Origin of the sequence: Micromonospora sp. (assembly GCF_048594385.1) — a bacterium.
GTDB lineage: Bacteria > Actinomycetota > Actinomycetes > Mycobacteriales > Micromonosporaceae > Micromonospora > Micromonospora wenchangensis.
Window position 1 is genome coordinate 1 of the sequence record NZ_JBMDWU010000196.1, and the last position, 11,418, is coordinate 11,418.

General features: G+C 72.6%; 10 protein-coding genes and 1 tRNA gene. 4 read left to right on the forward strand and 7 right to left on the reverse strand.

The genetic code is table 11. The features are described from left to right. Positions 1-134: 134 nt before the first annotated feature. The 3 genes from ACOJTC_RS10495 to ACOJTC_RS10505 form a co-directional block, all read right to left on the reverse strand. Entirely contained in the window at positions 135-2,330 is a 2,196-nt protein-coding gene (locus tag ACOJTC_RS10495) for an MMPL family transporter (RefSeq protein WP_420116710.1), read from the reverse strand. 13 nt (positions 2,331-2,343) lie between these two features. After that, positions 2,344-2,931: a TetR/AcrR family transcriptional regulator gene (locus tag ACOJTC_RS10500; protein ID WP_204926902.1), complete on the reverse strand. Its 588-nt coding sequence runs from the start codon at positions 2,929-2,931 to the stop codon at positions 2,344-2,346. Positions 2,932-3,016: 85 nt separating this feature from the next. Beyond that, positions 3,017-3,349 carry a winged helix-turn-helix transcriptional regulator gene (locus ACOJTC_RS10505; protein WP_420116715.1) on the reverse strand — a complete coding sequence of 111 codons (333 nt, stop codon included), beginning with the start codon at positions 3,347-3,349 and terminating at the stop codon, positions 3,017-3,019. 373 nt (positions 3,350-3,722) lie between these two features. Between ACOJTC_RS10505 and ligD the strand changes: the two genes are divergently transcribed. Continuing rightward, complete coding sequence (gene ligD, locus ACOJTC_RS10510; protein ID WP_420116711.1) at positions 3,723-4,691, forward strand: non-homologous end-joining DNA ligase; 969 nt, start codon at positions 3,723-3,725, stop codon at positions 4,689-4,691. Positions 4,692-4,894: 203 nt separating this feature from the next. On the opposite strand, the gene ACOJTC_RS10515 is transcribed toward ligD, so the two are convergent. The 4 genes from ACOJTC_RS10515 to ACOJTC_RS10530 all read right to left on the reverse strand — a co-directional run bounded on the left by ACOJTC_RS10515 (position 4,895) and on the right by ACOJTC_RS10530 (position 7,568). Next, positions 4,895-4,966: transfer RNA gene (locus ACOJTC_RS10515), tRNA-Arg, on the reverse strand. 229 nt (positions 4,967-5,195) lie between these two features. Then, the gene (locus ACOJTC_RS10520) at positions 5,196-5,891 is read right to left on the reverse strand and encodes a winged helix-turn-helix domain-containing protein (protein ID WP_363656256.1); all 696 of its coding nucleotides are present in this window, start codon (positions 5,889-5,891) and stop codon (positions 5,196-5,198) included. A 185-nt stretch (positions 5,892-6,076) separates the two neighbouring features. Then, positions 6,077-6,742, reverse strand: a complete 666-nt coding sequence (locus tag ACOJTC_RS10525) for a DUF305 domain-containing protein (RefSeq protein WP_420116712.1) — start codon at positions 6,740-6,742, stop codon at positions 6,077-6,079. Positions 6,743-6,752: 10 nt separating this feature from the next. Beyond that, positions 6,753-7,568 carry a DUF3105 domain-containing protein gene (locus ACOJTC_RS10530; protein WP_204926911.1) on the reverse strand — a complete coding sequence of 272 codons (816 nt, stop codon included), beginning with the start codon at positions 7,566-7,568 and terminating at the stop codon, positions 6,753-6,755. 98 nt (positions 7,569-7,666) lie between these two features. Between ACOJTC_RS10530 and argS the strand changes: the two genes are divergently transcribed. From argS to ACOJTC_RS10545, 3 genes are all read left to right on the forward strand, one after another. After that, positions 7,667-9,331: an arginine--tRNA ligase gene (gene argS / locus ACOJTC_RS10535; protein WP_420116713.1), complete on the forward strand. Its 1,665-nt coding sequence runs from the start codon at positions 7,667-7,669 to the stop codon at positions 9,329-9,331. A 5-nt stretch (positions 9,332-9,336) separates the two neighbouring features. Then, on the forward strand, positions 9,337-10,722 hold the full coding sequence (lysA, locus tag ACOJTC_RS10540; RefSeq protein ID WP_420116714.1) for a diaminopimelate decarboxylase: 1,386 nt from the start codon (positions 9,337-9,339) through the stop codon (positions 10,720-10,722). A gap of 8 nt (positions 10,723-10,730) precedes the next feature. Next, a partial coding sequence (locus ACOJTC_RS10545; RefSeq protein ID WP_420116716.1) for a homoserine dehydrogenase occupies positions 10,731-11,418 on the forward strand: 688 nt, incomplete at its 3' end.

Here is an 11,418-nt window from a genome sequence, read left to right on the forward strand (position 1 = left end):
GGCGACCGGAAAACCTACCCCGCCGGGGGGGGCCCCCGGCCCCCCGGCCCCTGCGGGTATCTGGGTGTGGGGGGCCCCGGCCCGGGGGTGTCCCCCCCGTACCGTCCGCCCCCACAACTCCAGGATCGGCAGGGTCAGGCGTTGACCGGCTCCTTGTCGAGGTGGGCGCGGAGGCCTTCGCCCTCGATGTCCACGTTGGGCAGGGCCCGGTCGAGCCAGCGGGGGAGCCACCACGCCCTGGCGTTCAGCAGGGACATCACGGCGGGGACGATGGTCATCCGGACCACGAAGGCGTCGATGGCGACACCGACGGCGAGCGCGAAGCCCATCGACTTGATCACCGGGTCGTCGAGGAAGACGAAGCCGCCGAAGACCGACATCATGATCAGCGCGGCGGCGGTGACCACCCGGGCCCCGTGCCCCATCCCGTTGATGGTGGCCTGCCGGGCCGTGTCCCCGTGCACGAAGTCCTCCCGCATCCGGGAGACCAGGAAGACCTCGTAGTCCATGGCCAGGCCGAACAGGATGCCGATCAGCAGGATCGGCAGGAAGCTGATCAGCGGGGCCGGGCTGTCCAGGCCGACCAGGCTGGCGAGGTGACCCTGCTGGAACACCGCGACGGTGATGCCGAAGGTGGCGGCCACCGTGAGCAGGAAGCCCAGCGCGGCCTTCACCGGCACCAGGATCGACCGGAAGACCAGCATCAGCAGCAGGATCGACAGCCCCACCACGAGCAGCAGGTAGACCGGCATCGCGTCGGACAGCTTCTCGGACACGTCGATGCCGATCGCGGTGACGCCGGTCAGCAGCACCTCGGCGTTGCCGATCGAGCCCACCCGGTCCCGGATGTCGTGCACCAGCGTCTCGGTGGCCGCGTCGGTCGGCCCGCTCTTCGGGATCACCCCGATCAGCGCGGTCCGCCCGGAGGGGTCGAGCTGCGGCGGGGCCACCGCCAACACCCCGTCCGTACGCTGGACCAGCGCGGCGACCTGCGGCACGGCCGCGGCGGTGTCCTGCGGGGAGTCCGAGGTGACCACCACGGCGAGCCGGCCGGTGAAGCCCGGACCGAAGCCCTCCCGGATCAGGTCGGCACTGGTGCGGGCCGGACTGCCCACCGGGGCGGTGCTGGCGTCCGGCAGGGCGATCCGCATGTCCTGCGCCGGCAGGGCGAGCAGCCCCAGACCCAGCAGGCCGACCAGGATCACCGGGATGCGCAGCCGGGTCACCCACTGCGCCCAGCGGAACCCGAAGCCGGAACGGTCCTCGGCGGCCGGCACGGCGTCGACGGCGTCGGTGGCCTCGGCCGCCGGGGTGACGTTGCGCAGCTTGCGGGGCAGCACCCGGCGGCCGGCGAAGCCGAGCAGCGCCGGGGCGAGGGTGATCGCCACCAGCACCGCCACGCTGACCGTGCCGGCGGCGGCCAGACCCATCACGGTGAGGAACGGGATACCGACCTCGGCGAGGCCGGCGAGCGCGATGACCACGGTGGCGCCGGCGAAGAGCACGGCGGAACCGGCGGTGCCGACGGCCCGGCCGACCGCCTCCTCCGGGGTGAGCCCTTCGAGCAGGTGCTGCCGGTGCCGGGAGGTGATGAACAGCGAGTAGTCGATGCCGACCGCCAGGCCGAGCATCAGGGCCAGGATGGGCGCGGTGCTGGTCAGCTCGACCACGCTGCTGAGCGCGAACAGGCCGGCCATGCCGACCCCGACGCCGATCAGCGCGTTCAGCATGGTCATCCCGGCCGCGACCAGCGACCCGAACGTGATGATCAGGACGATCGCGGCGACGAGCACGCCGAGCGCCTCGGTCGACCCGACCTCCGGCTCCGCGTTGAGCACCTCACCGCCGGGGGCGATCTGCCACCCCTGGGCCTCGGCCTGCGCGCCGACCTTCTCGTACGCCGCCCGCTGGTCGTCGGTGACGTCGTCCGCGCCGGTGGCGAACTGCACCTGGATCAGCGCGTAGCGGCCGTTGGGGGTGATCGCCTGGGACTGGTACGGGTCGACCGCGCCGATGACGCCGGGCAGGGTGGCCGCCTCCTGGACGACCCCCTTGACCACGGCCTGCCCGTCCGGGGTGGTCAACTGGCCGTCGGCGGGTGCCTTCACCGCGATGGTGCCGGTGGCGCCGCTGGCTGCCGGGAACCGCTCGGCGAGCAGGTCCAACGCCTGCTGCGACTCGGTGCCGGGCATGGTGAAGTTGCTGGCCGTCGGGCCCTTCAGGGTGGCGGCGGCGATGCCGAGGCCGACGAGTACGACGAGCCATACGGCGACGACGAGTCGCCGGCGGCGCAACGATGCCCGGCCTAGCCGGTACAGCAGGGTCGCCATCAGATCCTTGTCCTCAATCCTGGTGTTGGTGGTCGAGAGGTGGCCGTGGTGGCGGCGGTGTGGGGGTGACGAGCACCCGCTGGGCGACGGCCAGCAGGGCGGGACGCAGTTCCTCGTCGGAGATGTCGGCGAACGCGCCGCACCCCTCGGCGATGCCGGCGAGCAGCACCAGCGCGGCGACCCGCGCGTCCTGCCCGCCGTCGGGGCCGGTCATCGCCTCGATCAGCCGCTCGGAGATCCGCTGGATGTGGGCGAAGGCCGGTTGGGCGAGCAGTTCCGGGAACTCCCCGCGCAGCAGCGCGATCTCACCCCGGAACCGCACCGCGAGGTCGACGAAGCCCTCCGCCGCCACGCGTTGCGCGGCCGCGCCGGTCAGCGCCGAGATCCGCTCGTCCAGCTCACAGAGGACCGCGATCGGTCCTGCCATCAGCTCGGCGAGCAGGGCTTCCTTACCCGCGAAGTGGTAGAGCACCGCCGCCTTGGAACAGCCCACCTCGCGGGCGATGTCCTGCAACGAGGTGCCCTTGTAGCCGGTCACCGCGAACCGCCGGGCCGCTGCGGCGAGAATCTCGCCGTGCGTGCGGGGGGTACGTCGGATCATGCGTTCCAGCATGCCTGACCGATCGGTCAGACCCTGACCGATCGGTCAGAGCAAGTCGGTGGCGTTCGCCACAGCGCGGTGTCGCTCACCCCCGGTCGTGCTCCCGGTCGTACGCCGCCCGCGCCTCGCTGATCGCCGCCCGGTGCCGGTCCGCCCAGGCGGTCAGCGCCCGCAACGGCTCGTACAGCTCCAACGCCATCGGGGTGGCCCGGTACTCGACCCTCGGCGGCACGCCCGGGTGCACCCGACGGTGCAACAGGCCATCCCGCTCCAGGTTACGCAGGGTCAACGTGAGCATCCGGCGGCTGATCCCCTCGACCTGCCGGGTCAACTCCGAGAAGCGGACCGGGCCGGGGGAGGCGGCCAGCAGGATGCCGATCGCCCACTTGCCGCCCACCCGGTCCAGCGCCTCCCGCAGGGTGCAGTCGCCGTCCCGCCCGCCGCCGGCGCACTCGTCGCTGTCCTGCTGCCCGCCGTGCCGTTCTGCACCGCCCTGGTCCGTGCCGGGCTGGTCCGTGCCGTCCTGGTCCGTGTCGTGCTCGTTCCTGCCGTCCTGGTTCATGCCGTGCTCGTCCGCGTCGTGCTGGTCTCCGGCGGCCTGGCCGTGCCGTTCCGGGTCGGCGCGGCCGGCGTCGTCCTGCTGCCCGCCGGTGCGGCCGTCGCTGTGTTCCCGGGACACGAGGGCTCTCCTTCCGCCGGTGTCATGGTCACAGACGGACACCTCGACGACGGGACCGGCCGTCGACCGTGTCGGGGTTGCGCCGGGCCGGCACGGCCGGGAGGGTGGGCGGATGGGTGGGGCGGAGGAGACGCGGGACGGGGTCGACCTGACCAACCTGGGCCAACCCTTGCTCGCCGGGAGTGACCTGACCAAGCGGGACCTGGTCGACTACCTCGACGCCGTACACGAGCGCATCCTGCCCGGCCTGCGCGACCGGCCGCTGTCGGTGGTCCGGCTGCTGCGTGGGCAGGAGCCGTTCATGCAGAAGAACCTGCCGAAATACACCCCCGACTGGGTACGCCGCACCGCGATCTGGGCCGAGACCTCGCACCGCCAGGTGTCGTACGCGCTCTGCGACGACCGGCGCACCCTGCTCTGGTTCGCCAACCAGCGGGCGATCGAGTACCACCCGGCGCTGGTCACCGCGACCCGCCCCGAGCAGCCCACCCACCTCGTGCTCGACCTCGACCCGCCCGAGGGGGACGCCTTCCCCACGGTGGCCCGGGTCGCCGGGGCGGTCCGCCGCGCGCTGGCCGACGTCGGGCTGGCCGGAGCGGTGAAGACCAGCGGGGCCAAGGGGCTGCACGTCTTCGTACCGGTGCACCCGGACAGCACCGCCGAGGAGGTGGCCGCCGCGACCCGGGCGCTGGCCGTGCACACCGAGCGTCTCGACCCGCAGGCGGCGACCACCGCCTTCATCCGGGAGGACCGGGGCGGCCGGGTCTTCGTCGACCCCACCCGGGCCGGTGGGGCGACGGTGGTCGCCGCGTACAGCCCCCGGATGCGCCCCGGGCTGCCGGTCTCCTTCCCGGTGGCCTGGGACGACCTCGACCGGGTCACCCCCGGCGACTTCACCGTGCGGACCGTCCCGGCGATGCTCGGCGACCGCGACCCGTGGGCCGGGGCGATGCCCCCGCCGCAGCGCCTCCCCGCCGACCTGGTGGCCGAGGGGCGGACCATCCCGGTGCCCCGGGTGCAGGCCATGCACGAGGGAAAACGCCGCGCCAGAGCCCGCCGTCTGCCTCAGGATGGGCGGTGATCGACTCCCGTGGGCCGGTGTAGCGGCATCGCCGAGCCGAGACAGCGCCACGGGGGCGACATTGGGTTGATCATCGCGGTGGCACAGACGGCCGCCACGGGCCGCCGACGGCCGGACATGGCCGGACACACGACGAAGGCCGCTGATCGGGTTTCCCCTGTTCAGCGGCCTTCTCGTGCTGGTCGTGGCTTCCTTAGCAAGTGTGCCCCCGGCAGGATTCGAACCTGCGCCCCCGCCTCCGGAGGGCGGTGCTCTATCCCCTGAGCTACGGGGGCTCAGCGACCTGAGAAGAGTAGCAAACCCCCTCCGGGATCACCGAATCGCCACCCGGCACCCCTCGGCGCATCACGCTGACCTGCGTGATCATGAGGGCGGGCCGGTGTCGACCGCGACGGCCGTCGGCGGCGGAGCGTCAACGGCGGCCGAGCGGATCGGCCGCCGGCCGGGCGGACCGCCACCGCCCCCACCCGGGCGGATCGAGGCCGGTGGCGGTGGCCGGGCCGGTCAGGCGGCGGCCAGGGTGCGCCCGCAGCTCGGCAGCGGGTGCAGGACGATGCGCCGGGGCAGCCGGCGGGGCCACTCGTTGCGGGGCCAGGAGCCGTCCACGATCAGGTGCACCGGGTGCTGGTCGGCGCCGCTGAGCCGGAGCACGAAGTCGCGGGGCAGCGGCGGGTCCACGCTCGGCGTGGTGACCATGAACCGGACCCGGCCCCGGGAGGACACCGCCGAGATCACCTCGGCGGCGGGCATGGTGCCGAGCAGGCGTACCCGGCCGATCCAGTAGACCTCCGCGTCGTGTTCCTGGGCGGCCCGGGTGATGGCCGGGTATTCGCCGCGCACCCAGCGTTCGACCGCACCGACGCAGAGCCCGCAGGCCCGCTCGCGTGGTTCCCGGGGACCCAGCCCCCAGGCCCGCAGGTACGCCCCGACGGTGCCGGTGTCCATGGTGAGGTCGAAGCGGCGCTGGATCAGCGCGGCGAGGCTCTGGCGTGTCCAGAGTTCCTCGTCCAGCCCGAACCCGTCGGGGTGGACGCCGCGCAGTACGTCGATCAGTTCGAGTTCCTGTTGCCGGCTGAGCGCTCCCGACTCGCCCTGCCGGTGTCCGCGACGGGCGGCTGCCACCGCTCCGTCACCGCCGATGGTGTGGCGTCGGCACCAGCTGGTGACCGAGCGCCGCGCGTCTCTGAGTGCAACCCCCACGTCCTACGCAACGAGCACTAATCGCAACTGGTCACGATATGTGGGTAGAAACCTCTCGTAGGGCCTCAAAGGTGCTTAGCTCGCTAAAGATGCAAATCACCCATAACCTGTCATCGGGGTCGAAGAACGCGCGGAGGCCCGCGTCCGCCGGGGCGGTACGCGGGCCTCCAGGAAGGTCGGGCGGGTCAGCCGCCCAGGCGCTTCAACGCGTTCTGCAGGTTGGTCAGGTCGGTCTGCTGGGTGTTCTTCATGATCTGGGCGACCTTGAGGACGTCGTCGTCGCTGCCGGCGTCGAGGATGCCCTGGATCATGTGGATGCCGCCGAGGTGATGCTTGATCATCATCTGGAGGAAGAGGACGTCCAGCTCGCGCCCCTGGGCGACACGCAGCTTGGCCATCTCCTCCGGCGTCGCCATGCCGGGCATCAGGCCGTTCTCGACCGTGGCCCCGTCGGGCATCCAGGCCATCCGGGGCTCGCTGCCGGTCGGGTCGAGCCCCCACGACCGCAGCCAGGTCTGCATGGTGCCGATCTCGCCCTGCTGGCCGGTGGCGATGTCGCCGCCGATCTGCCGTACCTCGGGGTCGGTGCCCCGGTCGAAGGCGATCAGCCCCATCTCGACCGCCTGGGCGTGGTGGGTGCTCATGTCCCGGGCGAAGCCGGCCTCCGCCGAGCTGTCGCCCGGCCGGGTCAACGTCGGGGTGAGCAGTCCGCCGGCGTACCCGAGGAGGAGGCCGACCACGACGGCGGCGGCCAGCGCGAGCACGCCGTAACGGCCGGCGGGCCGCCCGTCACCTGCGGAGGTGACCGGGGGCTCGACGGGCGGCGGGTCGGTCGTCGCGGGAGCGGTCATCGCCACGTCCTCACTGGGTGGGCTGCTGCTGTTGCTGCGGGAGGTTGTCGCGCGGGGCGGTGCCGGTGGCCGTGATGCCCTGACCGCAGTTGGCGTTCGGGCCCTCGACCGAGGCGTTCACCCGCAGGGTCTTGATGAACTCGTCGATCCGGCTGTCGTCGGCGTTGTCGACCTTGAGCTGGTAGCCCCACGCCTGGAGCGAGATCGGCTTGTCCAGCCCCTCGAACGGGCTGAGCATGGCCTTCTCGACACCCTGCACCTTGCTGCGGAGCTTGCTGACCTGGTCGGCCGGCAGGTCGGGGCGGTAGGTGATCCACACCGTGCCGTGCTCCAGGCTGTGCACCGCGTGCTCGTTGGCGATCGGGGCGTCGTAGACGTCACCCATGCAGTTCTGCCAGGCCGGGTTGTGCGGGCCGGCCACCGGCGGGAGCACGTCGTACTTGATCGCGCCCTGCTGGTGCTGGCCACCCTGGACGAGCTTGGGGTCCTTGTCCCGGAAGTCGACGATGCCGTCGATGTCGGCGGCCCGCTGCTCCCACGACTTCGAACCCTGGAAGGCCGCGTACGCGCCGTAGCCGATGATCGAGACGGCGAGCACGCCCACGGCGACGAACAGGGCGATCGGGCCCCAGGACCGGCCCTGGCTCACCTTCACCGGCGTGATCGGCTTGCGGGGGCCCTTACCGCCCGAGGTCTGCCGGGGCGCGCCCGCGGACTTGCCGCCCCCGGGCTTGGCGTCGGCCGCGGGCCGGCCGGCCGCCGGCTTCTTACCGGTGCTGACCACGGTCGGACGGCGCTGCGGGCCGCCCGGGGTGCTGATGCTCATCGTGCCTCGTCAGGTCGGTCGGTCAGGGGATCTGGCGGGCCGGGTGACGCTCAGGGTCGCCGCCGAGTGCCCGAGTCTACCCCCGATAACATGGTTCGGTGACTCCCGCAGAACTGGCCGAGGTCGTCCTCTCCGCAGCCCACGCCGTTTTCACCGAGCGTGGGCTCGACCCCGCCGCGCTCCCGGCGCACACGGCGGTGGAGCGACCGCGCAATCCCGACCACGGCGACTACGCCTCGACGCTGGCGCTCCAGCTCAGCAAGAAGGTGGGCGTCCCGCCCCGGGAGCTGGCCGCCGCGCTGGCCGACCAGCTCGGCCGGGCGGCCGGGATCAAGTCGGTGGAGATCGCCGGCCCCGGGTTCCTCAACATCCGGCTCGACGCCGCCGCCGCCGGCCAGCTCGCCCGGGTGATCGTCGAGGCCGGCGCGGAGTACGGCCGCAGCGACCGGCTCGCCGGCCAGCGGATCAACCTGGAGTTCGTCTCGGCGAACCCGACCGGCCCGGTGCACATCGGCGGGGTCCGCTGGGCGGCCGTCGGCGACGCGCTCAGCCGGCTGCTGCGGGCGACCGGCGCCGACGTCGGCACCGAGTACTACTTCAACGACGCCGGGTCGCAGATCGACCGGTTCGCCCGGTCGCTGCTCTGCGCGGCCAAGGGCGAGCCGGCCCCCGAGGACGGCTACGGCGGGGCGTACATCGCCGAGATCGCCGAGCAGGTCCGGGCGGTCCGGCCGGACGTGCTCGACCTGCCCGACGGCGAGGCCCAGGAGGTGTTCCGGGTCGAGGGCGTCACGCTGATGTTCGCCGAGATCAGGTCCTCGCTGCGCGGCTTCGGGGTGGAGTTCGACACCTACTTCAACGAGAAGGACCTGCACGACCGGGGCGAGCTGGACCTCGCCCTGGACCGGCTGCGCGCACAGGGCCACCTGTACGAGGCCGACGGGGCGACCTGGCTGCGCACCACCGACTTCGGCGACGACAAGGACCGGGTGCTGCGCAAGTCCAACGGCGAGTGGACCTACTTCGCCGCCGACTGCGCCTACTACCTGGACAAGCGGGAGCGCGGCTTCGAGCGGGTCGTGATCATGCTGGGTGCAGACCACCACGGCTACCTCGGGCGGATGAAGGCGATGTCCGCCTGCTTCGGCGACGACCCGGCGGTCAACCTGGAGATCCTCATCGGCCAGCTGGTCAACCTCGTCCGGGACGGCGTGCCGCTGCGGATGAGCAAGCGCGCCGGCACCGTGGTCACCCTGGAGGACCTGGTCGACGCGATCGGGGTGGACGCGTCCCGCTACGCGCTGGCCCGCTACTCCAGCGACTCGCCCATCGACATCGACGTCGAGCTGTGGACCCGGGCCACCCGGGACAACCCGGTCTACTACGTGCAGTACGTCGCCGCCCGGACGGCGAGCGTCGGCCGTAACGCCGCCGAGGTCGGCCTGAGCCGGGGCGACGGGGCCGGGTTCCACCCCGAGCTGCTCGACCACGACAAGGAGAACGAGCTGCTCAAGGCGCTCGCCGAGTTCCCCGCCGTGGTCGCCGCCGCCGCCGAGCTGCGCGAGCCGCACCGGGTCGCCCGCTACCTGGAGGACCTCGCCGGGGCGTACCACCGGTTCTACGACAACTGCCGGGTCCTGCCGCGCGGCGACGAGGAGGTCACCGACCTGCACTGGGCCCGGCTCTGGCTCAACGACGCCACCCGCACGGTGATCGCCAACGGGCTGCGCCTGCTCGGCGTCTCCGCCCCGGAGAGGATGTAGCCCTGATGCGTGCCCACGAAGCCGGTGCGATGCACGGCGACATCGGGGACCGGGGGCCGGGCTGGCTGCGTCCCCCGGCCGACGTCAACGCCCTGGTGCCGCAGCTCTGGCCGCGCCAGGTCGAGCGCGGCGCGGGCGGCGCGCTGACCGTCGCGGGTCTCGACGTCCGCGAGCTGGCCGCCGGGTACGGCACCCCGGCGTACGTCCTCGACGAGGACGACCTGCGCTCGCGCGCCCGGGACTTCCGGGACGCCTTCCCCGACGTGGACGTCTACTACGCCGGCAAGGCGTTCCTCTGCCGGGCGGTGGTCCGCATGATCGCCGAGGAGGGCCTGCACCTGGACGTCTGCTCCGGCGGCGAGCTGGCGACCGCGTTGTCGGCCGGGATGCCGGCGGAGCGGATCGGTTTCCACGGCAACAACAAGTCCGTCGCCGAGCTGACCCGGGCGCTGGACGCCGGGGTGGGGCGGATCATCCTCGACTCGTTCACCGAGATCGACCGGCTCACCGCGCTGGCCCGGGAGCGCGGGGTCCGCCCCGGCGTGCTGATCCGGGTCACCGTCGGGGTGGAGGCGCACACCCACGAGTTCATCGCCACCGCCCACGAGGACCAGAAGTTCGGTTTCTCGCTGGCCGGCGGGGCCGCCGCCGCAGCCGCCTTCAAGGTCATCGACGAGGGCGTGCTGGACCTGCGCGGGCTGCACTCGCACATCGGTTCGCAGATCTTCGACACCAGCGGCTTCGAGGTCTCCGCCCGCCGGGTGCTCGCCCTGCAGGCGCAGATCCGTGACGCCCGGGGGGTGGAGCTGCCCGAGCTGGACCTGGGCGGCGGCTTCGGCATCGCGTACACCACGCAGGACGACCCGTCGACCCCGGCGGAGCTGGCCAAGCGGCTCCGCAAGATCGTTGACTCGGAGTGCGCGGCGGAGAACCTGGCCGTCCCGCACCTGTCGATCGAGCCGGGCCGGGCGATCGTCGGCCCCGCCGTGTTCACCCTCTACGAGGTCGGCACCGTCAAGGACGTCGACGGGCTGCGCACATACGTCAGCGTGGACGGCGGGATGAGCGACAACATCCGGACCGCGCTCTACGACGCCTCGTACTCGGCGACGCTGGCCGGCCGGGCCTCGACCGCCGAGCCGCTGCTGGCCCGCGTGGTGGGAAAGCACTGTGAGTCCGGGGACATCGTGGTGAAGGATGAATTCCTGCCCGCCGACGTGCAGCCCGGAGATCTTGTCGCGGTCCCCGGCACGGGGGCGTACTGCCGGAGCATGGCCAGTAACTACAACCATGTGCCCCGCCCCCCGGTGGTAGCGGTGCGTGACGGCCGAGCCCGGCTGATCGTACGGCGGGAGACCGAAGAAGACCTGCTCGCTTTGGATGTGGGATGACGTCACCTGTGCGCTTGGCCCTGCTCGGCTGCGGAACGGTCGGTAGCGAGGTGGTCCGGCTGCTGCACGAGCAGGCCGCCGACCTGGCCGCCCGGATCGGCGCTCCGCTGGAGATCGCCGGTATCGCCGTGCGCCGGCTCGGCCGGGACCGGGGTGACCTCCCCGTCGACCCGGCGCTGTTCACCACCGACCCGCTCGGCCTGATCAAACGCGACGACGTGGACGTCGTCGTCGAGGTGGTCGGCGGCATCGAGCCGGCGCGGAGCTGGCTGGTGGAGGCGCTGCGCGCCGGCAAGAGCGTGGTCACCGCCAACAAGGCGCTGCTCGCCGAGGACGGTGCCTCTCTGCACGACGCGGCGGCCGAGGGCGGGGCCGACCTCTACTACGAGGCGTCCGTCGCCGGGGCGATCCCGCTGCTGCGCCCGCTGCGCGAGTCGCTGCACGGCGACCGGATCAACCGGGTCACCGGCATCGTCAACGGCACCACCAACTTCATCCTCTCCGCGATGGACGCCACCGGCGCCGGCTTCGCCGAGGCGCTGGACGAGGCGACCGAGCTGGGGTATGCCGAGGCCGACCCGACCGCCGACGTGGAGGGCTTCGACGCCGCCGCGAAGGCCGCCATCCTGGCGTCGCTGGCCTTCCACACCCGGGTCACCGCCGCCGACGTGCACCGCGAGGGCATCACCGAGGTCA